Origin of the sequence: Butyrivibrio hungatei DSM 14810 (assembly GCF_900143205.1) — a bacterium.
Classification (GTDB): domain Bacteria; phylum Bacillota; class Clostridia; order Lachnospirales; family Lachnospiraceae; genus Butyrivibrio; species Butyrivibrio hungatei.
Window position 1 is genome coordinate 156,544 of record NZ_FRDH01000006.1, and the last position, 24,444, is coordinate 180,987.

Here is a 24,444-nt window from a genome sequence, read left to right on the forward strand (position 1 = left end):
TACCCTTCGTAAAGATTCGATTTATATCTACATTGTCTTACAAAACTTAAAAAGCTATTTTAACTTTGCTATTATACAGTCTATAAATTATACTGTCAATGATACAGAAATTAACATTTACTTAATTGCTGTATTTAGGATAAAAACAGCTTCTTACAGGCTTCCTTGAGGGATTCCATATTTTCCATCTGATTGATCTCGTTTCTAAACTTGGCACTTCCTGCCATACCTGTTGTGTACCAGGAAACATGCTTTCTCATCTCGCGGATTCCTATGAATTCACCCTTATATTCCAGCTGCAGATCTGCATGCCTTAGAACTGTATCATAGATTTCCTCTTTAGTAGGCCTGTCACAGGACTTTCCTGTTTCAAAAAAGCTTTTGATCTCCCTGAAGATAAATGGATTACCCTGGGCAGCTCTAGCCACCATTACTCCATCGCATCCTGTCTCTTCAAACATTCGCTTGGCTGATGAACCATCTGTGACATCTCCATTCCCTATTACAGGAATCTTCACTGCCTCTTTGACCTGACGAATGATGCTCCAGTCTGCTTCGCCGTAGTAATACTGTTCTCTGGTCCTGCCGTGAACTGCAACTGCTGCCGCGCCGCCAGCCTCTGCTGCCTGTGCGCACTCTACAGCATTTACCAGGTTTTCATTAAAGCCTTTTCTGATCTTAACAGTAACTGGTCTATCAGAAGCCTTCACAAGTGCTGCAACTATCTCCTCGATGAGTTTCGGGTTCTTCATAAGTGCAGAGCCTTCGCCGTTTCCAACCACCTTTGGAACAGGACATCCCATATTTACATCCAGGATATCGTAAGGTCTGTCCTTTATCATCTCTACTGCCTGCTGCATGATCTCTGGTTCAGAGCCAAAGAGCTGAAGAGAAACCGGATGCTCGTCCTTGTGGATCTCCATGAGCATTCCTGTGTTCTTGTTCTTGTAAGTGATTGCCTTGGCACTTACCATTTCCATGCACACAAGACCAGCGCCCATTTCTCTGCATAACAGACGAAAAGGCAGGTCAGAAACGCCTGCCATAGGTCCTAAGATTATGTTATTGTCTAAGGTTACGCTTCCAATCTGAAGCTTGCCGTATCCTGACATTTAATCCTCGCTTCCCAAAATATCTGCAGGATTTTCGTGGAGAACGTAGATCCTGTAATAGAGTCCAAGCGCCTCAAAGAGGTCCTGCCTCTTTCTGCGAACCTCACCTACAAGAAGACCTGCTGTGATCTCATCATAAGTGATGTCATCTTCATCTGCATTGGTCTCAATGCTGATGCTTCCATCCTCTTCAAAAACTATTGTGAAGATTCCGCCTGCTTCCTGAGTAAATAATACACTGATGATATTCAGCTCTTTTTTGATACTCTCAGGAATCTGCTTGAATATAGGATTGAAGTAATACTTCTGCTCGTAAGCATTGGCTCCGCAGAGAACTACCCTTCCGCCAGCAGTCTCTTCAAAGGCTCTGCCTTTATTAGTCTTTTGCATTTCATCTATCTTGAGCTCTTCCTGCTCATTTTCAATAGATCCATTATCTTCAAATTCTTTTTTGTATTGTTCTTCAAAATCTTTAGCGCTCATTTTTTCTCCAAATCTATATTATTCTGGTCTGTCACTGTCTTCAAAGTCATTAAGCTGTGGCTTGCTCCTTCGGTTCTTTTCATAAAGGATCTGAAGACCTTTCAGTGTAAGTGTTGGATCGTAAATATCGATCTCCTCTGTCTCTTCTGCAATAAGTCTTCCAAGTCCGCCTGTTGCAACAACTTTCATGTTAGCAAAGCCTGATTCTCTTTTCATCTCATTAACAATATACTTGGTCTGGCCGATCTGTCCGTAGATGAGTCCTGCCTGCATGCTGGAAATAGTCTCTTTTGCCAGAATGCTTGATGGCTTCTTGATCTCGATCTCAGGAAGCTTGGCTGTATCTTCCCAAAGGGCCTTGGCTGAGATTCTGATACCTGGTGCAACAACACCGGTAAAAAACTCGCCCTTTTCATTTACAATAATATAAGTAGTAGCTGTTCCATAGTCAATTACAAGAACAGGGCCGCCGTACAGCTCGTAGCCTGCCACAGCGTCAACAATAAGATCAGGGCCTGCTTCTCTAGGGTTGTCAATTGCGATCTTGATACCTGTCTTGATTCCAGGGCCTACAATATATGGCTTCTTGCCAATGTATTTGAGTATTGCATTTACAAGAGCATGCATAAGCTGAGGCACAACGCTTGCGATCATTACGCCTTCGATCTCTTCTTTTTTGATCTCGTTTACATGCAGGAATTCCAGCAGCTTGATTCCATACTCATCAGAAGTATGAGTCATCTTGGAAACCATCCTGAATGATGTCACAAGCTTTTCTCCCTTGAATATTCCATAAGTGATATTTGTATTTCCTACATCAATTACAAGAATCATTGTCTGCTCCTTTTATGCATAAGTGTAAAGTCCGCGAACGGATACTTCACCGGCATTAACTTCCTTTATTGTACCATCTTTGGCGCGAACTATCAGCGCCCCATTTGGAGTTATTCCTTCTGCGACTGCTTCGTATTCACCCTTTGGGTCTAGGATCCTTACTTCTTTTCCTATATTTATGAGCCTCTTTTCATACTGCTCTTTTAAAAGAGCCAGATCATAGGTCTTAATGTATTTCTCATAGTTTTCTTCAAAAGCCTTCATGCAGCTTGCTACAACAAAAGACCTGTCGATGTCCTTTCCTGTTTCTGAAAGGATGGAACCTGCTATATCTTTGATGGACTCAGGAATATCCTTAAGCTTAACGTTTATTCCTACTCCAATGACCACATCGCCAATAGTATTATCAGGATTCATGTGAAGCTCTGTAAGGATTCCACAGATCTTTTTACTATTTATCACTACGTCGTTAGGCCACTTGATAGATGTAACATCCTCTCCAACAGCACTATCTATGCCCTCTGCAACGGATAGCCCCATGACCAGAGTGAGCATGGATATCTTGTCAGGTGGTGCGTCAGGTCTTATGAGAAGGCTCATGGCTATATTGGTGCCCTTTGGGTTTTCCCAGGACCTTCCTCTGGTGCCTCTTCCTTTATTCTGAACGTCAGCCACCACCAGTGTGCCATGAGGAGCGCCTTCTTCCCCAAGGGCTTTGGCATCATCATTGGTGGAGCCTGTAACATCCTTATAAACAAGATTACGGGCAGCCCATTTGGTATGGAGCTGCCCTTTAATTTCTTCATAGCCTAGCATGTTAGTTTTCCTTTAAAGTAGCATACATCACAGCCTTAATGGTGTGCATGCGGTTCTCTGCTTCCTCAAAGACAATAGATTTATCTGACTCAAAGACTTCGTCAGTTACTTCTATCTCATCGAGTCCATATTTTTCTTTTACTTCCCGGCCTATTCCTGTATTCAGATCGTGGAAGGATGGAAGACAATGCATAAATACGCTTCCTTCTCCAGCATTGTCCATGATCTTTTTGGTAACACGATAAGGCTCGAGATCCTTGATTCGCTGCTCCCACTCGCTCTCTGGCTCTCCCATGGAAACCCAGATATCTGTGTAAACAACATCGGCACCCTTTGTTCCTTCAATCGGGTCCTCACTAAAATCTATCACAGCTCCGGTGGATTTGGCAATATCCTTGCAGGTATCAATAAGTTCCTGACTTGGGAAATATTTCTTATTGGATACTGCAGTGAAATGCATGCCAAGCTTTGCACACATAACCATAAGTGAATTACCTGTATTGTACCTTGCATCACCCATATATACAAGGTGGATGCCTTTAAGCTTTCCAAAGTGCTCTTTGATAGTAAGGGCATCAGCCAGCATCTGAGTTGGGTGGAACTCGTTGGTAAGTCCGTTCCATACGGGAACCTTACTGTACTTAGCCATAGTCTCAACTATTTCCTGCTCAAAGCCTCTGTATTCGATTCCATCAAACATTCCAGCAAGAACTCTTACTGTGTCGGCGATGCTTTCCTTTTTACCTATCTGTGAATCAGTTGGATTAAGATAAGTTGTGCCCATTCCCAGGTCATGTGCTGCAACTTCAAAAGCGCATCTTGTACGGGTACTGGTCTTTTCAAAAATAAGAGCGACATTCTTGCCCTTTAGCTCATCATGAAGAATGCCTTTTTTCTTCTTTTCCTTAAAATCTGCAGAAAGGTCAATAAGATAAAGGATTTCCTCAGGTGTAAAATCAAGCAGTTTCAAAAAATCTTTTCCGTACAAATTCATCTTTTTATCCTCCTGAAAATATAAATACTAATTAATTAGGGGATTGCAATTGCAACCCCCTTTATAATAGCATAAATATTCAGTTTTGTTAATGAATTTGTATAAATATTCAGCTTTGATGAATATTACCAGAATACATGCGCTCCGATAATGATTCCTTCATGACCATTGATACGTCTGAAGTGAAGTGCTGTACCAACAGTTGTCTCACCGTTAATAGCTGCCTCAGCTGCCTGGTAGTTCATATCGTAGATGTTGCCGCTGTTATAAACCTTGGCAACTGTACCATTGATAGCTGGTGTAAACTGTCCTGATGCATAAATAACACTGTAAATAGTGTTAGGATAAGCGCCGCTCTTAACTCGGTTCATAACTACCGCACCTACGGCTACTCTTCCTTCATATGGCTGGTTACCTGCTTCGCACTGGATAAGTGCTGCCAGAAGCTTAACTTCATCAGCATCAGCAGAAACTGCGCCGGTGTTCTTTGTAAGAGCCGATTTCTTTTCCTGCTCTTCACGAACCTTGATGGCTGCGATCGTCTCACCCTGGTCGATCTTGAACTCAGTTGTGACATATTCAGCCTGAACATAACCTACTTCGTCGTTGTAATCTACGCTGATCCAGCCATTGCCGAGATCCTCGATCATATCAACGAAAGCTTTTTCTCCGAGAACTCCGATGACCTCCCCGTCCTCTGAATCCTCTGATCTAACATTGAGTGCGCTGCTCTGGCTTGTAACCAGCTGCTTACCAACGTCTGCTGCTAAGCTCTCAGCGTCTTCTCCAAAAAGAAGATACTCATCCTTGGCCCAACCGATCAAGTCACCTGACTGAAGCTTGGTCCATCCATCTCTTCTCTCTATTACCTTGCCGCCACAGTCCTTGTATAGAACTCCGACCTTCTGCGCATCCTCTGCAGGCTCTTCTCGAATATTCATGGCCTGACTTACATTGGACATGACGAGTTTAGATTCCTTAGACTCAGATGAAGCAGAAGAACTGGCATCTGAGGACTTATCTACGCTCTCTGCCACCTTAACTTCTGTAGCTGTTCTATCGATTCCAAGTGGTGTAGTAGGACTAACAATGCTGGAGATACCTGTAGAATAACTGGCGTAAGTAGCGCCGCCTCCTGCATATGCTGTTAACCCCTGGGAAACGAATAGAATCAAGATGAGACCGCAAAACATGATAAGTCTCATTATCCTAGTGGATAACTGTGATTCTTTTTTCATATCTTTGCTTACCTCTAAAAGTATGTATTACTCAAACGACCGTCTAAGTAAATATTACGAATATATTGCGACTTATTACCGTCAAGCAAATATCCGAAACAGATATTAGCAAAAATCGAAATTTTTGTCAAATTTTGAACCCGAATCAGAGGCTCTTACTCTTCTCAATGCAGGCAGTTACTGCATCCATGACTGCTCCCCTAAATCCTTCCTGTTCGAGAACATGTACAGCTTCTATCGTTGTACCGGCAGGTGAGCATACCATATCCTTCAATTCGCCAGGGTGCTTACCTGTATCCAAAACCATCTTGGCACTTCCAAGAACTGACTGAGCTGCAAACTCATATGCCTGTTTACGTGGCATTCCGCCTTCAACTGCAGCATCCGCCATTGCTTCTATGAAAAGAAATACATAAGCAGGTGATGAACCACTGACACCTACTACTACATCCATCATGCTCTCTGGCACTGTGTAAGCCTTACCAAAGCTCTCAAGCAGCTCTTTTACAAAGTGATAGTCTTCGTCGCTGCAAAGATCATTTCTGCATACAGCTGAGCAGCCTTCTCCTACCAGGGCTGGTGTATTAGGCATAACTCTGATGAGCTTTACCGGTTTTTCGAACTCGTTTGAAAGCCAGCTGATTGTCTTTCCAGCAGCAATGCTGACTACAAGCTTTTTATCATCCACGCTGTCCATGATATCAGCAATCACAACCTTGAGATACTGAGGTTTAACCGCCAGAATGATGATATCTGCTTCTTTGGCAACTGCTTCATTAGAGGTGCGAACCTGAATGCCAAATTTGTCAGCAACCTTTTTTCTGGTCTCCTCTGTTGCAGCTGTACCAATGATCTCGTTTGGCGCCATGAGTCCCTTTTCAAGGATCCCGCCGATCATTGCCTTTGCCATGTTTCCAAGTCCAATAAAACCGATTGTCATATTAACTCCTCCTCTGCCTTGATGCTTCAAATGTGAGTATTGCAGATGATGTTGCCGCATTCATGGATTCTACCTCACCCTTCATAGGGATCAGTACGTAATCTGTAGCAGCATCAGCCGTTTCTTTAGTTAATCCGTTTCCTTCATTTCCTATTAAAAAAGCTGTTGGCTTTGTATAATCGAACTCGTCGTAATTCTTTTTTCCTTTTAAGTGAGCAGCGTAAGTACTGATACCGCTATCACCTAACTTCTTGACCATCTCTGGAAGATTATCTACATATATAAAAGGCATTCTGAATATAGATCCCATGGTGGACCTGATAACCTTTGGGCTGTAGATGTCTGCGCTTCCCTTACTGAGGATCACACCTGTAACTCCTGCGCCCTCGCCTGATCTGAACATTGTTCCCAGATTGCCTGGATCCTGAATGTTTTCAAGCACAAGAAGGAGTGGAGCTGCGCCTTCATTGCCCTGATTGTAGCCTTCTAATACTTCCTCTTCTGTATAATGGTACTGGGATACAACCGCAAGAACACCTTGAGGTGTCTGAGTATCTGCCATCTTCTTCATGACATCCTCAGAAACCTCCTCTGCACCGTATCTCCAAAGGATCTCTTTATCATCTTCACTTGCTTTATCAACAAATCTACCGGTTACGTAGACTTCTCTAACCTGAAGAACAGGAACCTCTCTGAGCATCTTCATGCCTTCTATTACGAAGACATCGTCCTCTCTTCTGGCTTTACTCTTCTGAATATAGGTCACAACCTTGCGGACTCTGTCGTTATTCACACTTGTGATCATATAATTATTTCCTTCGTTCTATTTTTTGTACGTATAGTATATCACAAAAAAATACGCAGAAATTAAAAAAAGCTGTTACCCTCAATCGAGGATAACAGCTAAGTTTACATATATTCAGATTAAAGAATGCGAGCGATCTCGTACATGTACTCGTTGATGTTCTTCTTCATTGCAAGAGCCTCATCAATATCGTAATCTACGAACTGACCGTTTCTGTAACTAACTACTCTGTTAGTCTTGCCAGCTGCAAGGATATCTGCTGCATAGCATCCCATCATTGATGCATATACACGGTCCTTACATGTTGGGCTACCACCACGCTGCATGTAACCAAGGATAGATGCTCTTGTCTCAAGACCTGTAGCAGCCTCAATTCTACGAGCCATTGATGTTGAATGTCCGATACCCTCAGCGTTTACGATAATGTGGTGTGTCTTACCTTTCTTACGGTTATCAATGATGTTGTCGATGATCCTCTGCTCATTGTAATCATATTTCTCAGGAAGGAGGATATCATCTGCACCGTTGGCGATTGAGCACCAAAGAGCGATATATCCGGCGTTACGTCCCATAACCTCTACGATACTAACTCTCTCGTGAGATGATGATGTATCACGGATCTTGTCGATAGCTTCCATTGCTGTGTTGATAGCTGTATCGAAACCGATTGTATAATCTGTACATGAAATATCAAGGTCGATTGTTCCTGGGATACCTACTGTGTTGATACCCTGAGCTGAAAGCTTCTGTGCTCCACGATATGATCCGTCACCACCGATAACGACCATACCATCTATACCATGCTTACGGCAGATCTCTGCTCCCTTAGCCTGTCCTTCAGGAGTTGTAAACTCCATACAACGAGCTGTTCCAAGAATTGTACCACCGCGCTGGATGATATCAGATACGCTACGTCTATCCATGTCAATGATCTCTTCATTAAGAAGACCCATGTATCCCTTCTTGATACCCTTAACCTTAAGTCCGTTAGCTAATGACTTGCGTACAACTGCTCTGATTGCAGCGTTCATTCCTGGTGCATCTCCACCACTTGTAAGTACACCGATAGTTTTGATCTGCTTTGCCATCTTTCTTTCCTCGATTCCTACTTCTTATGTTGCATAGCAACCTTTACATTGTCATTTTATTATCATTCCTAACTTATTATATTAGCGCAAACTTCTAATGTCTGCAATAATATTTTCCTTTATGATATAATATTTTAAATAATTTTTGTTGGGGCAATCAAATGGCATTTACACATCTTCACGTCCATACTGAATACAGTCTTTTGGACGGTTCAAACAAGATAAAAGAATATGTAAAAAGACTTAAGAGTCTTGGAATGACCGCCGGAGCTATCACTGACCACGGTGTAATGTACGGTGTCATTGACTTTTACAAGGCATGCAAGGAAGAAGGCATCAATCCTATCCTTGGATGCGAAGTTTACGTTGCCCCGGGTTCCCGTTTTGAAAAGGAGACTTCTGTCTCCGATGAGAGATACTACCACCTTGTGCTCCTTGCTGAGAACAACATTGGTTACTCCAACCTCTCACACATCGTAAGCCGCGGTTTCACTGAGGGCTATTACTACAAACCTCGTGTAGACATGGAGCTTTTAGAAAAGTACCACGAAGGTGTCATAGCTCTTTCTGCCTGTCTTGCAGGTGAGATACCAAAGAACATCATCAAGGGTCAGAATGGCGCAGCAAAAGAAGCAGCTATCCGCCTCGACAATATCTTTGGTCACGGAAATTTCTTTTTAGAACTTCAGGATCATGGTATCCCTGAGCAGCGCATGGTCAACAACACACTTCTTGCTCTTTCTCAGGAGCTTGATATTCCTCTTGTTGCTACCAACGACTGTCACTATACATACGCTGATGATGCAGAAGCTCACGACCTTCTTTTATGCATACAGACTGGCAAAAAAGTCACCGACGAAGACAGAATGCGTTACGAAGGCGGCCAGTACTATGTTAAGAGTGAAGAGGAAATGAGAGCTCTTTTCCCATATGCACAGGAAGCTATCGACAATACCCAAAAGATTGCTGACAGATGTAATGTGGAGATTGAGTTTGGTGTTACCAAGCTCCCACATTTCGAGGTTCCAGAGGGCTATGATTCATGGACATACCTCAATAAGCTCTGTCTCGATGGTCTTCATGAGAGATATCCTGACGATGATGGCACCTTAAAGGATAAGCTTGATTACGAGCTTGGCGTCATCAAGAGGATGGGATATGTAGATTACTTCCTTATTGTGTGGGACTACATCAATTACTGTAGAGAAAACGGCATCGCTGTAGGCCCGGGCAGAGGATCTGCCGCTGGTAGTATTGTTTCCTACTGCATGCACATCACTAATATCGATCCTATCAAATATGATCTTCTCTTTGAGCGATTCCTTAATCCTGAGCGTGTATCCATGCCCGATATTGACGTGGACTTCGAGTACGAGCGCCGTCAGGATGTTATAGATTACGTTACTGAGAAATATGGTGCTGACAAGGTTGTTCAGATCATCACCTTTGGTACACTTGCAGCCAAGGGTGTTATCAGAGACGTTGCCAGAGTTATGGACCTTCCTTATAGCTATGGCGATCAGATTGCCAAGATGATCCCAAATGAGCTGAACATTACTCTAGAGAAGGCTCTTTCTATGAATCCCGAGCTTAGGACCAGCTACGAAACTGACCCTACAGTTCACAAGCTCATCGACATGTGCCAGAAGCTTGAAGGTCTTCCTAGACATACTTCAATTCACGCTGCCGGCGTCGTTATCTGCCAGGCACCAGCCGAAGACCTTGTTCCACTGTCACGTTCAGCAGAAGGTAACATCACAACCCAGTTCACCATGACTACTATAGAAGAGCTGGGACTTCTCAAGATGGATTTCCTGGGTCTGCGCACTCTTACTGTTATCAAGGATGCTGTTAATTATGCAAACGCTTCTCTTGGTGCCAAACCTGGAGATGCAAACTTCATTAATATAGATGAGATAGATTACAACGACCAGAAGGTTCTTGCTTCTATAGGTAGTGGCAAGTGCGACGGTATATTCCAGCTTGAATCCGGCGGAATGCAGGCTTTCATGAAAGAACTTAAGCCTCAATCCCTTGAGGATATCATTGCGGGAGTTTCTCTGTACCGTCCAGGTCCTATGGACTTTATTCCAAAATACATCTCTGGTAAAAACGATGCCGGTTCCATCAGCTATCTAACACCAGAGCTTGAGCCAATCCTGAAGCCTACCTACGGTTGTATCGTTTACCAGGAACAGGTTATGCAGATCGTTCAGCAGCTTGGCGGCTACACTCTTGGCCGAGCTGATCTTGTAAGACGTGCCATGAGCAAAAAGAAACAGCATGTCATGGAGGTTGAGAGAGCCAATTTCGTAAATGGTAATTCTGAAGAGAACGTTCCTGGCTGTGCTTCTAAGGGCATCAGTCCTGAAGTTGCCAACGCGATCTACGATTCCATGATGGACTTTGCCAAGTACGCCTTCAACAAATCACACGCTGCCTGCTACGCAGTGGTTGCACTTCAGACAGCTTGGCTCAAATACTACTATCCTGTCGAATTTATGGCAGCTCTTATGACTTCAGTAATTGATAATCCCGGCAAGGTTTCGGGCTATATCATGAGCTGCAGGAATATGAACATAACTCTTTTACCACCTGATATAAACGAGGGATATTCTGGATTCTCAGTTACTGAGATAGATGCTGGGGAGGGTGACACTCCTATTCCCGGCGCTGTAGTCACAACAGCACCTGGCAAGAAAAAGGCTATCAGATACGCCCTTACAGCTATCAAGGGTGTGGGAAGGCCTGTTATCTCCGCTATAGTGAGCGAGAGGCGTGCTCACGGTAAGTTTAAGAACCTCAACGATTTCCTGACTCGAATGTCCGGAAACGACAATGATATCAACAAAAGAGCTGTTGAAAACTTCATAAAAGCCGGCGCATTCGACTGCTTTGAAGGAACCAGAAAACAGCATATGACTGTTTACGCCCAGATCATGGATCAGCTCCATTCAAATGGCCGCAACAGTATGGCTGGCCAGATGTCACTTTTCGACCTTGCTTCCGAGCAAGACAAAAAGCAGTATGAAGTTCCTCTTCCTGATGTTGGAGAGTTCCAAAAGGACCTTCTTTTGGAATTCGAAAAAGATGTGCTTGGAATCTACATCTCTGGACATCCTCTGGAAGAGTACATTGCTATGTGGAAAAAGAAGATCACAAACACTACAGCAGACTTTTTCCTGGACGATGAAGTTGGCGAGCCGGCTGTTAAGGACAACGCAAACGCAACCATCGGCGGAATCATTATAGATAAAAAGATAAAGTACACCAAAAACGACCAGATCATGGCCTTTATCACATTGGAAGATCTTGTTGGTTCTGTGGAAGTTATCGTCTTCCCTAAGACCTACGAAGCCAACGCTGGACGCCTCAACGCAGATGCCAAGGTCTTCATAGAAGGCCGCGTATCCGTAGAAGAAGATAGAGACGCCAAACTTATCGCCAGCAAGGTGACGCTATTTGACGAAGTTCCAAAGACTGTGTGGATAAGATTCCCTAGCAAAGATTCCTACGAGGAAAAGAGCCAGAAACTTGAAAAAATCATCGCAACTAGCGACGGCAGAGATGAAGTAGCTATTTATCTCACAGATACTAAGCAAGTTAAAAAACTTGGTAGAGGTTACACCGTTAAGGCAGATAAGATCTTAATTGATAGGCTCAAAGATGCTTTCGGAAACGACAATATACAGGTAGTATAATAAACTCTCTACCCATGTCACAATTTCACAGATATGGATTATATCAGTTAAGCTTTCTCTCCATGAACAGCTTAAGAGAATAAATGATAGTTCTATGAACGATTTATTTTTTTCAGATGATACATGACAATATAAAAACCTGAAATGATAAGTGCTTTGAACAAAGTGAAACTTATCATTTCAGGTTTTTTAGATTGTCTTATGTATCACTGAGAAAAATACTAAGTGAATAGAACTATTATTTATTTCTTAAGCGTCCTGAAGTCACAGCGTAAATTATTTAACAGCAGCCTTGAGTTCCTCGACTTTGTTTGTCTGCTCCCATGGAAGGTTAAGGTCGTTACGTCCGAAGTGTCCGTAAGCTGCTGTCTGCTTGTAGATTGGACGACGAAGGTCAAGCATCTTGATGATACCAGCTGGACGAAGGTCGAATACCTTACGAACTGCCTCTGTAAGCTTCTCATCAGAAACCTTACCTGTTCCAAATGTGTCTACAAGGATTGATGTAGGCTGTGCTACACCGATAGCATATGAAAGCTGGATCTCTGCTCTGTCAGCAAGACCTGCTGCAACGATGTTCTTTGCAACGTATCTAGCTGCGTAAGCTGCTGAACGGTCAACCTTTGTGCAGTCCTTACCAGAGAAAGCTCCGCCGCCATGACGAGCTGCTCCGCCGTAAGTATCAACGATGATCTTACGTCCTGTAAGACCAGCATCACCCTGAGGTCCACCGATTACGAAACGTCCTGTTGGGTTGATGTAGATCTTTGTGTTGTCATCAACAAGTGAAAGATCAACTACAGTATCGATAACGTGCTTTCTGATATCTGCGTGGATCTGCTCCTGTGTAACTTTCTCATCGTGCTGAGTTGAGATAACGATAGCTTCAAGTCTCTTTACCTTACCGTTCTCATCATACTCAACTGAAACCTGGCTCTTTCCATCTGCTCTGAGGTATGGAAGTGTGCCGTTCTTTCTAACTTCTGTAAGCTTCTTTGTAAGCTTGTGTGCAAGGCTGATTGCATATGGCATGTAATCGTCTGTCTCGTTTGTAGCGTAACCAAACATCATACCCTGGTCACCAGCACCGATAGCTTCAAGCTGCTCATCAGTCATCTGGTTCTCTCTAGCCTCAAGAGCCTTATCAACACCCATAGCGATATCAGCTGACTGCTGATCAAGTGCTACGAGTACTGCACATGTGTTGCCATCAAAGCCCTTAGCTGAATCATCGTAGCCAATCTCTTTGATTGTCTCACGAGCGATCTTGGCATAGTCAACGTGTGCCTTTGTTGTAATCTCACCTGTGATGAGAACAAATCCTGTACATGCAGCTGTCTCGCAAGCTACACGGCTCATAGGATCCTGCTCCATGCAGGCGTCAAGGATAGCATCAGAGATGTTATCGCAGATTTTGTCTGGGTGTCCTTCTGTTACTGATTCGGATGTGAAAATAAACTTATCCATTCTGTTTTCCTTTCATTAGAAAAGCTCCGTTGTTTTGTTGCGTGCATAAACAAAACAAACGGAGCTGATTATCATATCAGATCCTCTTATTGCTCGTCTTCCATTACTGGAGTTGCACGCTCAGGTTGGCACCTTCCTGATATGATCAAGGGGTTGCCGTGGCTTCACAGGTCCTATGTACCTCCACCACTCTGAATAAGAGAATTTATAAATTTATACAGATACTCTATCGAATATCCGACTTGTATATTACCCTATGCAATTAATAAAATCAATAGGCTAAATAAGAATATTTATCTAAATATTGTATAAAGCTCTTTTATCAGATGATCTTGTCAAAAGTCTCGGCAAGTGCTGGGTAGATTGTCTTAAACTGCTGATATCTTGCCTCATATTTTTTAACAAGCTCTGGATCAGGCTTCTCTGTCTTATCAACCTTAACAATCGCTGCAGCCGCATCCTCTACCGTTTTGTATGCTCCACAAGCAACCATAGCAAGCATAGCACCGCCCATTCCAGGTCCTTCTTCGCAAGCAGGGACATCAACTTCAACGTTGAGGATGTTAGCGATCATCTTTCTCCAAAGAGGGCTCTTGGCACCACCACCACAGATCATTGTTCTCTGAGGTGCTACGCCGATTGACTTAGCTACTTCATACATATCTCTTGTAGCGAAAGCAACACCTTCAAGGACAGCCTGTGTCATATCCTCTCTTGTTGTATCCATTGTGATACCTGTGAAGGTTGCACGAGCATTAGGATTGTTCCAAGGAGATCTCTCACCCATAAGGTATGGAAGGAAGAATACGTGGTTCTCACCAAGCTTCTCGATTCCCTTCTGCTCTGCAGCATAGTCCTTAGTCTTTAAGATCTCATCATTCCACCACTTGTTGCAGCTAGCTGCGCTGAGCATGCATCCCATGAGATGGAAGTGTCCATCAGCATGATCAAATGAGTGAAGTGCATTGTTGCTATCAACAGCAAAGCTGTCTGATGACATGAAGATTGTTCCGCTTGTTCCAAGTGAAATATTGCACTTGTTGTTTCCAACTGTTCCTGTGCCTACAGCAGCTGCAGCATTGTCGCCAGCGCCTGCTGCGATCACTACGCTATCCTTAAGTCCAAGCTCTGCAGCAAGTTCAGTCTTAAGTGTTCCAACCTTCTCAAAGCTGTCAAAGAGCTGTGGAAGCATATCCTCTGTAATACCACAGATGTCGCACATCTCTTTTGACCACTTACGATTCTGAACATCAAGAAGAAGCATTCCTGATGCATCAGAGTAATCTGTGCAGAATGTTCCTGATAACTTATATGCAAGATAATCCTTTGGAAGCATTATCTTTTTGATCTTCTTAAAGTTCTCTGGCTCATTTTCTTTTACCCAGAGAATCTTAGGTGCTGTAAATCCTGCAAATGCGATGTTTGCAGTATATTTAGAAAGAGTCTCTTTTCCAATCTCATTGTTGAGATAGTCAACCTGCTTCTGAGTTCTGCCGTCATTCCAAAGAATTGCAGGACGGATTACACTATCGTTCTCGTCAAGGATTACAAGACCGTGCATCTGTCCGCCAAAGCTGATACCTGCAACCTGTGACTTATCTACGTCCTTTAGAAGTTCCTTGAGACCTGTTATTGCCTCTGTGTACCAATCCTCAGGCTTTTGTTCTGACCAGCCTGGATGTGGAAAGAATAAAGGATATTCCCTTGAAGTTGTTCCGTGAATCTTACCTGTTTCATCCATTAAAACGAGCTTAACGGACGAAGTCCCCAAATCTACACCAATATAAAGCATACCTTACCTCCTAATCGTCCCATACTACTGACATTATATTACTATTATAGTCATTCTCCATAAAGTATTCACTTCACATCTTGCTTTTGATTAACTAATTCTTGTGAATAAATGATCCTCGCCTTATAAAGGTCTCTTGCAACAAGTGCGATCATCACATACCAGAACGCGCTTTTACCTGGATCATTTAAGTCTGCAAGAGCAACTATCCCAAGTGCAATATTGATACTCACCCATATTACTGTGATCAGCTTAGCATCCTGTTTCGCAATGTGAAAAAAGGCAATGGTTTCTATCACAAGTTCTAACACCATAGCAGCTACCATAATGGATTCATTTGCCGAGCGAGTAACAGAGGAAAGCCCAAGTGAAACTACAGTGTTATAGACAAAAGCCAAAAATGCTATCCCCGCCACAAACATAAACATATTGCTGACATCTTTTTCATTTTTTGATTCATCATATCTGAGAGCTAAATAGTGCCCGTACAAGGCAATGACCAGTATCCTTAAGATGTCCAGCACTATAAAAAAAGCCGGATGGATATTACAAACTGTCGCTCCCAGGATATGCAGATAAAAATTCACTGGAATAAAAAGCGCATAGATAATGGGCAGTTTGTTCATCAATGTATCAATTTTTTTCATTTCACTATCTCCTGACCTTTCTCTAAGGTTACTGCAAGTCCATTATACTTGGGCTCCACATGATCAAACTGTGGCTCATATATCCATTTCAGGTCAGCATCCATAACTCCGTATTTTTCTCCTGCATCCTTAACTATGTAGTAAAGATCATGTTTATAGATAACTGCATATTCAACTTCTATATCATCATACTGATAGTCCAGCACAAGTTCACCTTTTGCATTTATCAGTCCGTATTTGCCATTGTCATCGCAGACAGCGTAAGCAACGTGAGTGTTTTCATCGTCTATTTTGATATTGTCCTTTGCACATTCAAAGGTTACCTTGCCATCATAGACGATCTTGTAGCCTCCACCTTGTTTCTCTGGCTTGGTGACCAATATGCATAATTTATCATCAATGTAGGTCACATCAACATTATCGGCCTGTTCTGCATATATCTTATTTCCATCAAGATCCAGCAGCGTGTAGGTTCTGATCCCGCTATAGTAGTCCTCCACAACAAAGACGCCTTTTGCTCCCACATAAATATCATTGCACTCCACATATAAAGGCTCGTGGTCTGATCTTAGCACTACACATTTCAGATGATCACAGTAAAAGAAAAGGACTTCATTATCATAGTCGTAGTGATAATAACTATCACCGTTAATAGCTGTTTCATCCTGAGGCTCTATAGTAAAGCCTTCTTTCACATTATAAATTCCAACTTTTCCATCTTCTGTTTTTACCAGAAAAGCTCTTTTGTCAGAAGGCACATCAACATTTCCCGCTGGCTCAATGTCCAGGATATCTGCGTATCCTATTTCCAGGACAGTGTTTCCTTTGGTATCGATAATGCCTTTCTTACCCTCTTTCTCAGCTATTAGAAGTCCGGCATCATCACAATCTATCCCATCAAGCGAATCATATTCGTGTGGTGTAAGCTGCTGACCTTTCTCATCGCAGATAAAGTATCTGCCTTCTTGATCACGTACTATCAAGCAGTCATTATACGCATTGACCGATCTATTTTCACCGCCAACAACATCATTTCCATTACGGTCAAGCAGTCTGACTTTTCCATCAGGATCTAATACCTGGTAGTATTCCGTATTTCCAACCTTTAGTACATTTACTTCTTCCCCAGTAACTTCAAATACTACATTTCCATCGATATCACACAGACCATAGTGTTCGCCGTCAGAAGTGAAATCCTTAAACACGATCAAAGATTCTTTCTGGTATATATGGAGCCTGTTGTAATATTTCTCTTTCTCCATGATCCAGTTACCATTTCTGTCAACAAAGGCACTGGGTCCACCTGAATAATGCAAATACAGCTGAAGATAGCCATACTCCTCATAGTAAGTTGATGAAATAGTTCCATATTCAGGCTCTACTATCCAATTTCCCCTGCCATCAGTAAGTCCGCATTTGTCTTCTTCGCCTTTGCGCAGGATGTAGCAGCCTTCATCTACTTTTTCGCACTCATAATCATATGCTCCGTTTTCCAGCTTATCATCACGTAAGTAGTGGATAGTTTCGGTAAAAGCTGTTTCTTTGGCTGATAAGAACCTGTAGAAATCTGCAGGGAGTTTAACATCTGCCTTTTTCAAAGACTCTACAACAACAGGATCATCCTTTTCACTCTTATCAGTGATCTTATATTCTATGTTTCCTTCAAGGTCAATCTTGTATGTGCCAGCCTCTGTTACGCCATCCGCGGCACTATTATCAGCTTTTTTCGTAATCTGATTTTGAATTATCATAAACGCTGCCATAAGTATTCCAGCGCACAGAAAAACTATAGCTATTATCCTATTTTTCTTGATTCGCTCTTCTTTCGTCTTCATGAGCAAGACTCCTTTAAATTAGTTCTGTCACTAAAGTACACACACGCGCAACCTGCATTGTTGCACAAAGTGAGCCCTAGGGACGGAGGTTGTGGCTCATTTGTTCACAAAAATGAGCCACTAACCCCGTCCCCAGGGCTCACACCTTTGGTTCGTTATTTATTCGTTTGCATTTCCTCTAAAGATGACAATGCCTTTTTTCTTGAAAGTCTTAGGTGCTGCTGGCTTAGCCTCTGATGCCAAACCCTTGCTTGTAGTAGGCTTTGACTCTGCAGGAGCAGCCGCCTTAGTTGCTGGCTTCTTGGCTGGAGCTGCTTTCTTGGTAACTCCTGCTGCCTTTGCCACCTGATCAACTACAGATGTCTTCTTTGGAGCCGCTTTCTTTTCTTCTTTTACCACCTTTGGAGCAGGTCTTTGTGCTGCTCTGGCTGCTGCTTCTGCTGCAACCTTGGCAGGATCACCAATCTTCATGGTAAGAGCAATTCTCTTTTTATCAAGTTCAACGTCAAGGACCTGAACATCTACGATATCCCCAACACTTACTGCCTCAAGAGGGTGCTTGATGAACTTGTCTGTGATGTGTGAAATGTGAACAAGTCCGTCCTGATGAACGCCTATATCTACGAAACAGCCAAAGTCGATTACGTTTCTGACTGTTCCCTTAAGTACCATACCAGGCTTAAGGTCCTTCATATCAAGGACATCACTTCTAAGGATTGGTGCAGGCATATTCTCACGAGGGTCTCTTGAAGGTTTCTCAAGCTCAGAGAGAATATCTGTAAGAGTGATCTCACCGATTCCAAGCTCCTCTGAAAGCTTCTTTTTGTCTGCTTCCGAAACCTTCTTAGAAAGTGTTCCAACTGATACTGTGCTTGTTGCTGCCTCACTTGAAGCCTTAGGAGCTTCTTTTTTGCCTGAACCGTTATCTACTACTGCAAGATCACTTCCCGCAAGAGCTGCTGCAAGGGCTGCTCCCATGGCTGTGCTTGTATTTTTGATGACTACCTGCTTTGGCTTCTTTGGTGGACGTGGCTTATCTTCTGATTTTGGAGCAGGCTTTTCAAGAACTGCCTTGGCTGCATTCTTCTGAGCTGCTCTTACGTCGTCAAAGGTGATTCCAAGCTTATCCATGAGCTTAAGTGTTGCATCATATGACTCAGGATGAACGCTTGTGGCATCGAGAGGATTCTCGCCATCAGAGATTCTAAGGAATCCTGCGCACTGCTCATATGCCTTGGGTCCAAGCTTAGGTACTTGAAGAAGCTCTTTTCTGCTCTTAAACTTACCGTTCTCTTCTCTATAATCTACGATATTCTTGGCAATTACCTTACTAATACCTGAAATATACTGAAGAAGTGGTGCAGAAGCAGTATTAAGATCTACACCTACTTTATTTACGCAGTCTTCTACGACACCTTCAAGTGTCTCGCCAAGCTTTTTCTGGTTCATATCATGCTGGTACTGACCAACACCGATTGACTTAGGATCGATCTTAACAAGCTCAGCAAGAGGATCCTGAAGTCTTCTGGCAATAGATGCCGCACTTCTCTGTCCTACATCAAACTGTGGGAACTCCTCTGTAGCAAGCTTACTTGCTGAATAAACAGAAGCACCTGCCTCGTTAACGATAACGTACTGAACTGGTCTATCAAGCTCTTTGATGAGCTCAACGATAACCTGCTCAGACTCTCTTGAAGCAGTACCATTTCCAACTGAAATAAGATCAACATTATATTTATCAATGAGCTTTTTGAGCTCTGCTTTTGCTTCTTCTACCTTGTTCTGTGGAGCTGTAGGATAGATAACCTTGGTATCAAGGACCTTTCCTGTTGCATCTACGACAGCAAGCTTACAACCTGTTCTGAAAGCAGGGTCCCAACCAAGTACTGTCTTGCCAGCAATAGGTGGTGCCATGAGGAGCTGTGTGAGGTTCTTGCCAAATACTGTGATAGCGCCGTCTTCAGCGGTCTCTGTGAGCTCATTTCTGATATCACGCTCGATAGCTGGAGCGATAAGTCTCTCATAAGCATCCTGTGTGATTTCTTCGATAACAGGAGTTGTAATAGGGTTGTCATTCTTTAAAAGCTTCTTGTTGAGGTACTGAAGGATCTGCTCCTCTGGAGCTTCGATCTTGACCACAAGGAACTTCTCAGCTTCTCCTCTGTTAAGAGCAAGAACTCTGTGGCCTAGAACTTTTTTAACAGGCTCTTCGTAGTTGTAGTACATCTCATATACGCTCTGAGCCTTCTCATCCTTGGCCTTACTGGTGAGAATACCCTGTTCCATTGTGACTTCTCTGATGTATGCACGATAGTCGGCGTTGTCAGATACATCCTCAGCGATGATATCCATAGCGCCCTGAAGAGCTTCTGCTGGATCATTAACACCTTTTTCTGGATCAACAAATGCTGCAGCTTCTTCCTGAAGAGGCTTGGTCGTTTCCTGAGCTAAAAGAATCTCTGAAAGACCTTCAAGTCCCTTCTCTCTGGCTACACTTGCTCTTGTCTTTCTCTTTGGTCTATATGGAAGGTAAAGGTCCTCGATAGCAACCATGGTCTCAGCTGCTACGATCTTGGCTCTGAGTTCATCAGTCATCTTGCCCTGTTCTTCGATAGAAGCAAGAACCTGCTCTCTTCGCTCTTCAAGACTTCTAAGGTACTTGAGTCTCTCATCAAGATTACGGAGCTGCTCATCGTTAAGAGATCCTGTAACTTCCTTTCTGTAACGTGAAATGAATGGGATGGTATTACCTTCGTCAATAAGCTTGACTGCAGCTTCTACCTGCCATTTTTCCACCTTAAGTTCTTCTTTGATCTTTAATACTATGTCCATACTTTCCTCACATTATGGGTTTAACTTGAAGTTAATTTTTCGTGAATTTTTTATAAATCCACACACTCCACTATTATAGCAGTGAATTCCCACTGTTTTCAAGCCTCTAGAAGTGCTGGAAACATTGTAAAAACAGCTATTTTATTGTATATTTATGATATAGGTGTCGTATTATGCGCACAATTAATTGAACTAAGAGGAGTACCATGAACGGAAGCGAAAACGGGGACGACAAGTACTACTACAACAATTACAACTACAACATGACTCACAACGAGCTTGATAGACATGTAAATCTGGCCACAGTTGCTATGGTGACAGGCCTTATTTCTGTTCCATTTTGTTTCTTTATGAACATTGGCATTATCCTAGGCGGTATCGCTGTTGTGCTGGCTCTTTTATCAAGAGGCTCACAGCCAAAGCTCCTGCCACAGGCCAAAAAAGGCATCATTTATGGAACGATCGGTATCGTTGTTGGTTACTTTGTTTTAATATCAAGTTTTTATCATGTTTTAACTGATCCTACCTACAGAGAGCAGTTAAATCAGATGTCAGAGCAGATGAATGGCGAGAGCTTTGACGACATGCTAAAGGAACTGGGAGTTACCACAGATCAATAACCTATCAGCATGGGAAAAGAGGTGCCTATGAGTATTATCGGTGCTGTTAATAGCGGATTTGGTGCATATTCAGCAGGGGCATACAGCCCAGCGGCTGCTACAGACAGTAAACCAATCCTCAATCCAAATGAATCAACCCAGAGAGCTCCAGGCAAGCTCTCATCTCCAGCAGAATGTGAAACCTGCAAGAACCGTAAGTACCAGGACGGTTCTGATGAGATGGTTTCTTTTAAGAGTGCCCAGCACATCAGCCCTCAGGCCGCAGCAGCAAGAGTCAGAGGTCATGAGGCTGAGCATGTTAGTAACGCCTACAAAGATGCCGCCCAGCATAACGGCAAGGTATTGCAGGCATCAGTATCTCTCAAGACCGCTGTATGTCCAGAATGCGGACGTACTTATGTGAGCGGAGGAGTAACCGCAACCAAGATAAAATATTCAAACGAAGAAAACCCTTACCAGCAAGCAAGAAAGTCCATGGACAAACAAGGACTTCTGGGAAACAATGTAGACCTGGCTGTGTGAGGATGTTGGGGAGTGTAACTTTTTAATGACTAATCTTAAATCAACATCAGAACTTAAGGCCTTCGTCAGGGAACAGGCCCTTGATAAGTATGGCACCCTGATAGGAGCAGATATTCTCTATGCCGTAATTGTCTTTTTTGTCAGTGCTATCGCTACCTTTACAGCAAACGACGTAGTCCAGCTCATCATCAATGAACTCATAGTTCTCATTATCTATATTCTCATAGGTATCCTTGTTTCCGGCAAGACATACCTCTATATGAATCTCGTTTATTCACAGACAGTTTCAATAAGCGATCTTTTCTTTGGTTTAAAAAAGAACCCTGAAAAAGCTGTTATCATTCAGGCATTTTTTGTGATCATTGATTTTGTTGTTGGTCTTCCAGCTTCATACCTGATATATCTCTTGAGGCAGACCAACAGGCCATCATCAGACCTCATCATGCTCAGCTTATTAGCTGTTTTGGTGGAGCTTGTGGTTAACATTTACATACGTATCACCTATTCCCAGGCTTTTTATCTTCTCCATGATTTCCCTGACAGATCAGCAAAAGAGCTCCTTGCAACCAGTCACAGAATCATGAACGGCTACAGATTAAGACTTCTGGTACTTAACCTTACATTTGTTCCTTTATATCTCTTAGGAATACTTACGCTTGGAATTCCACTTCTTTGGGTAAACGTTTATAGAAACGGCACTCTTGCCGCTTTTTATCAAGCTCTTATAATGCTAAAGGCCAAGAAATCAGAATAAAAAGGATGGTAAAATATGGACTTAATTGATGCAATCAAAGCAATCGATAAGCCGCACGAAGACGATGTCCTTAATCGCCTTTACACCCCTTGGGGCGAAAATATTGATCCGGATAACCTTTTAAAGGAGTATCCAAGACCTCAGTTTGTAAGAGACAGCTATATCAATCTCAACGGCTACTGGGATTATTCTTTTACCCCTGACTCAGTGGATGAAATTCCATCAGAGTTTGAGGGCATAATACTTGTGCCTTTTTCTCCTGAGGCAATGCTCTCAGGCGTAGAAAGACGTCTTGAGCCGGACCAGTTTCTCTGGTACAAAAGAGCTCTCCCAACAATAAAAAAGAAATCTCCAAGCTCAAGGATACTCCTGCACTTTGGTGCAGTGGATCAGTTTGCAGACATATATATAAACGAAGATCACGTAGGATACCACGGCGGAGGCTATCTTCCATTTACTCTGGATATCACTGATTATCTCAATCACACACCAGATAACATGACCTTTGAAAACAACACTCTTGTTGTAAAGGTCCGCGACACCAGTGATTCTTCCTACCACAGCAGAGGCAAGCAGACTCTGAGAAGAGGAGGAATGTACTACACCGCTCAAAGCGGCATTTGGCAGACAGTTTGGATGGAGGAAGTTCCTGCTACTTATATCAGGGAACTTAGGATCAGACCGGAAAAAGACCTAAAGACTGTATCTATCGAGGTTTCAACAAACCTTCCTAGTCAGGTAACTGTCAAGATTCCAGGTCATGAGCTTGTTAAGTCTCCTGCATCACATGATGCAATAGAAAATTTCTTTATTGGAGACTTCTCCTACTCATCAGATACATACCCAAGTGCAAGTGTAGATCACTCACAGGGGCCTGCATCTTACTACAACTTTAAGTTTGAGATTGATGATCCTCATCTGTGGAGCCCGGAAGATCCTTATCTTTATCCGATCCAGATTTCTACAGCAGATGATCATGTAAGCTCATATTTTGCAATGCGCTCTTTTACTGTAGAAGACGACGAAAAGGGCATCCGACGTTTTTGCTTAAATCACAAACCATACTTCCTCATGGGAGTTTTGGACCAGGGCTATTGGCCAGACGGTCTTTATACAGCACCTTCAGATGAAGCTCTTATTTTTGATATCAAGGAAATGAAGAGACTTCACTTTAATATGCTGCGCAAGCACATCAAGATTGAATCTGCTCGCTGGTACTACCACTGCGACAGACTTGGAATGATAGTATGGCAGGACATGGTAAGCGGAGGTTCATCCTACGCTAAACCAGTAGTTTCATACCTTCCAACTCTTTTCCCAAAGGTGTTTGGGCGTATGTCAGATGGTCCTGCTTATTACAAGGCATTTTCAAGGCATTCAGCAGATGGCCGCAGAGAATGGCTTCAGGAGATGCAGAACACCATCAGCTATCTCTACAATGTGCCTAGCATAGGTACCTGGGTTCTGTTCAACGAAGGCTGGGGACAGTTCAACGCAGCCGGTGCCACGATCATGGCAAAAGACCTTGATGACACCAGACCTATCGATCAGGCCAGCGGATGGTTTGATGAAGGAAGCGGCGACTTTAGAAGTGTACACAACTACTTCCGTCCACTTACCGTGGAAGATGATCCTAACCACAGAGCTTTCGTCATCTCTGAATTTGGTGGCCTGACCTGCCACATCCAGGGTCACTCCAGTGTAGACCGCGTTTTTGGATACAAAAAATACGACACTCTAGATGACCTAGGTGTCGCCTACTATAACATCATGAACTCAAGCGTCATGCCTCTTGTTTCAAAGGGCCTAGCCGGTGTAGTCTACACCCAGCTCAGCGACGTAGAAGAAGAAGTAAACGGTCTCATCACCTACGACCGCAAGATCACCAAGATCAACCCAGACCTTGATCCACATCTTCTAACAAGGTTCAAGAATCAATAGCAAAAAACCTCCAAGTGACCCCA

19 protein-coding genes and 1 riboswitch are annotated in these 24,444 nt (G+C 43.1%); of the genes, 5 read left to right on the forward strand and 14 right to left on the reverse strand.

The genetic code is table 11. The features are described from left to right. Positions 1-134 precede the first annotated feature (134 nt). The 9 genes from dusB to pfkA all read right to left on the reverse strand — a co-directional run bounded on the left by dusB (position 135) and on the right by pfkA (position 8,310). Positions 135-1,112, reverse strand: a complete 978-nt coding sequence (gene dusB / locus BUA02_RS08590; protein ID WP_072702886.1) for a tRNA dihydrouridine synthase DusB — start codon at positions 1,110-1,112, stop codon at positions 135-137. Beyond that, positions 1,113-1,595 carry a DUF6145 family protein gene (locus tag BUA02_RS08595; RefSeq protein WP_242946493.1) on the reverse strand — a complete coding sequence of 161 codons (483 nt, stop codon included), beginning with the start codon at positions 1,593-1,595 and terminating at the stop codon, positions 1,113-1,115. Between the two features lie 18 nt (positions 1,596-1,613). Further along, the gene (locus tag BUA02_RS08600; RefSeq protein ID WP_071175061.1) at positions 1,614-2,429 is read right to left on the reverse strand and encodes a type III pantothenate kinase; all 816 of its coding nucleotides are present in this window, start codon (positions 2,427-2,429) and stop codon (positions 1,614-1,616) included. 12 nt (positions 2,430-2,441) lie between these two features. Continuing rightward, entirely contained in the window at positions 2,442-3,245 is an 804-nt protein-coding gene (locus BUA02_RS08605; protein ID WP_072702888.1) for a biotin--[acetyl-CoA-carboxylase] ligase, read from the reverse strand. Between the two features lies 1 nt (position 3,246). Beyond that, complete coding sequence (argF, locus tag BUA02_RS08610; RefSeq protein ID WP_072702890.1) at positions 3,247-4,239, reverse strand: ornithine carbamoyltransferase; 993 nt, start codon at positions 4,237-4,239, stop codon at positions 3,247-3,249. Between the two features lie 125 nt (positions 4,240-4,364). Then, positions 4,365-5,477 (reverse strand): cell wall hydrolase, encoded by a 1,113-nt coding sequence (locus BUA02_RS08615; RefSeq protein ID WP_072702893.1) that lies wholly within the window; start codon positions 5,475-5,477, stop codon positions 4,365-4,367. A 145-nt stretch (positions 5,478-5,622) separates the two neighbouring features. Further along, complete coding sequence (gene proC / locus BUA02_RS08620; RefSeq protein WP_071175057.1) at positions 5,623-6,417, reverse strand: pyrroline-5-carboxylate reductase; 795 nt, start codon at positions 6,415-6,417, stop codon at positions 5,623-5,625. A gap of 1 nt (position 6,418) precedes the next feature. Then, positions 6,419-7,222, reverse strand: coding sequence for a TrmH family RNA methyltransferase (locus tag BUA02_RS08625; RefSeq protein ID WP_071175056.1), 804 nt, complete (start codon positions 7,220-7,222; stop codon positions 6,419-6,421). A 119-nt stretch (positions 7,223-7,341) separates the two neighbouring features. Beyond that, positions 7,342-8,310: a 6-phosphofructokinase gene (pfkA, locus tag BUA02_RS08630; RefSeq protein ID WP_071175055.1), complete on the reverse strand. Its 969-nt coding sequence runs from the start codon at positions 8,308-8,310 to the stop codon at positions 7,342-7,344. Between the two features lie 161 nt (positions 8,311-8,471). Between pfkA and BUA02_RS08635 the strand changes: the two genes are divergently transcribed. Next, a complete protein-coding gene (locus tag BUA02_RS08635; protein WP_072702896.1) occupies positions 8,472-12,011 on the forward strand; it encodes a DNA polymerase III subunit alpha in 3,540 nt (1,179 codons plus the stop codon). Positions 12,012-12,287: 276 nt separating this feature from the next. Here BUA02_RS08635 and metK read toward each other — a convergent pair whose 3' ends face one another. The 5 genes from metK to BUA02_RS08660 all read right to left on the reverse strand — a co-directional run bounded on the left by metK (position 12,288) and on the right by BUA02_RS08660 (position 20,584). Then, positions 12,288-13,478, reverse strand: coding sequence for a methionine adenosyltransferase (gene metK, locus BUA02_RS08640; protein ID WP_071175053.1), 1,191 nt, complete (start codon positions 13,476-13,478; stop codon positions 12,288-12,290). An 83-nt stretch (positions 13,479-13,561) separates the two neighbouring features. After that, positions 13,562-13,680: riboswitch (SAM riboswitch) on the reverse strand. A 120-nt stretch (positions 13,681-13,800) separates the two neighbouring features. Then, positions 13,801-15,270 carry a xylulokinase gene (xylB, locus tag BUA02_RS08645; protein ID WP_072702899.1) on the reverse strand — a complete coding sequence of 490 codons (1,470 nt, stop codon included), beginning with the start codon at positions 15,268-15,270 and terminating at the stop codon, positions 13,801-13,803. Positions 15,271-15,338: 68 nt separating this feature from the next. Next, positions 15,339-15,917 carry a hypothetical protein gene (locus BUA02_RS08650; protein WP_072702902.1) on the reverse strand — a complete coding sequence of 193 codons (579 nt, stop codon included), beginning with the start codon at positions 15,915-15,917 and terminating at the stop codon, positions 15,339-15,341. Further along, on the reverse strand, positions 15,914-17,752 hold the full coding sequence (locus BUA02_RS08655; RefSeq protein WP_072702906.1) for a WG repeat-containing protein: 1,839 nt from the start codon (positions 17,750-17,752) through the stop codon (positions 15,914-15,916). Before BUA02_RS08655 ends, BUA02_RS08650 begins: the two co-directional genes overlap by 4 nt. Before the next feature lie 159 nt (positions 17,753-17,911). Then, positions 17,912-20,584, reverse strand: coding sequence for a Tex family protein (locus tag BUA02_RS08660; RefSeq protein WP_072702910.1), 2,673 nt, complete (start codon positions 20,582-20,584; stop codon positions 17,912-17,914). A gap of 206 nt (positions 20,585-20,790) precedes the next feature. Between BUA02_RS08660 and BUA02_RS08665 the strand changes: the two genes are divergently transcribed. From BUA02_RS08665 to BUA02_RS08680, 4 genes are read left to right on the forward strand one after another with little or no spacing between them, the layout of a single operon-like run. Next, positions 20,791-21,204, forward strand: a complete 414-nt coding sequence (locus BUA02_RS08665; RefSeq protein WP_071175048.1) for a DUF4190 domain-containing protein — start codon at positions 20,791-20,793, stop codon at positions 21,202-21,204. 27 nt (positions 21,205-21,231) lie between these two features. Further along, positions 21,232-21,726, forward strand: a complete 495-nt coding sequence (locus BUA02_RS08670) for a hypothetical protein (RefSeq protein WP_072702912.1) — start codon at positions 21,232-21,234, stop codon at positions 21,724-21,726. A 25-nt stretch (positions 21,727-21,751) separates the two neighbouring features. Further along, positions 21,752-22,480, forward strand: a complete 729-nt coding sequence (locus BUA02_RS08675) for a DUF975 family protein (RefSeq protein WP_072702915.1) — start codon at positions 21,752-21,754, stop codon at positions 22,478-22,480. Positions 22,481-22,495: 15 nt separating this feature from the next. Further along, a complete protein-coding gene (locus tag BUA02_RS08680; protein WP_072702918.1) occupies positions 22,496-24,421 on the forward strand; it encodes a glycoside hydrolase family 2 protein in 1,926 nt (641 codons plus the stop codon). The last annotated feature ends 23 nt before the right edge of the window (positions 24,422-24,444 follow it).

Excerpts from the sequence above, each read along its gene's own strand:
- pfkA (WP_071175055.1), bottom strand. The coding sequence starts at position 8,310 with ATGGCAAAGCAGATCAAAACTATCGGTGTACTTACAAGTGGTGGAGAT.
- xylB (WP_072702899.1), bottom strand. The coding sequence starts at position 15,270 with ATGCTTTATATTGGTGTAGATTTGGGGACTTCGTCCGTTAAGCTCGTT.
- BUA02_RS08605 (WP_072702888.1), bottom strand. The coding sequence starts at position 3,245 with ATGCTAGGCTATGAAGAAATTAAAGGGCAGCTCCATACCAAATGGGCT.
- BUA02_RS08675 (WP_072702915.1), top strand. The coding sequence starts at position 21,752 with ATGACTAATCTTAAATCAACATCAGAACTTAAGGCCTTCGTCAGGGAA.
- BUA02_RS08615 (WP_072702893.1), bottom strand. The coding sequence starts at position 5,477 with ATGAAAAAAGAATCACAGTTATCCACTAGGATAATGAGACTTATCATG.
- BUA02_RS08635 (WP_072702896.1), top strand. The coding sequence starts at position 8,472 with ATGGCATTTACACATCTTCACGTCCATACTGAATACAGTCTTTTGGAC.
- BUA02_RS08670 (WP_072702912.1), top strand. The coding sequence starts at position 21,232 with ATGAGTATTATCGGTGCTGTTAATAGCGGATTTGGTGCATATTCAGCA.
- BUA02_RS08660 (WP_072702910.1), bottom strand. The coding sequence starts at position 20,584 with ATGGACATAGTATTAAAGATCAAAGAAGAACTTAAGGTGGAAAAATGG.
- BUA02_RS08680 (WP_072702918.1), top strand. The coding sequence starts at position 22,496 with ATGGACTTAATTGATGCAATCAAAGCAATCGATAAGCCGCACGAAGAC.
- BUA02_RS08625 (WP_071175056.1), bottom strand. The coding sequence starts at position 7,222 with ATGATCACAAGTGTGAATAACGACAGAGTCCGCAAGGTTGTGACCTAT.
- BUA02_RS08665 (WP_071175048.1), top strand. The coding sequence starts at position 20,791 with ATGAACGGAAGCGAAAACGGGGACGACAAGTACTACTACAACAATTAC.
- BUA02_RS08655 (WP_072702906.1), bottom strand. The coding sequence starts at position 17,752 with ATGAAGACGAAAGAAGAGCGAATCAAGAAAAATAGGATAATAGCTATA.
- BUA02_RS08650 (WP_072702902.1), bottom strand. The coding sequence starts at position 15,917 with ATGAAAAAAATTGATACATTGATGAACAAACTGCCCATTATCTATGCG.
- metK (WP_071175053.1), bottom strand. The coding sequence starts at position 13,478 with ATGGATAAGTTTATTTTCACATCCGAATCAGTAACAGAAGGACACCCA.
- dusB (WP_072702886.1), bottom strand. The coding sequence starts at position 1,112 with ATGTCAGGATACGGCAAGCTTCAGATTGGAAGCGTAACCTTAGACAAT.
- argF (WP_072702890.1), bottom strand. The coding sequence starts at position 4,239 with ATGAATTTGTACGGAAAAGATTTTTTGAAACTGCTTGATTTTACACCT.
- BUA02_RS08595 (WP_242946493.1), bottom strand. The coding sequence starts at position 1,595 with ATGAGCGCTAAAGATTTTGAAGAACAATACAAAAAAGAATTTGAAGAT.
- proC (WP_071175057.1), bottom strand. The coding sequence starts at position 6,417 with ATGACAATCGGTTTTATTGGACTTGGAAACATGGCAAAGGCAATGATC.
- BUA02_RS08600 (WP_071175061.1), bottom strand. The coding sequence starts at position 2,429 with ATGATTCTTGTAATTGATGTAGGAAATACAAATATCACTTATGGAATA.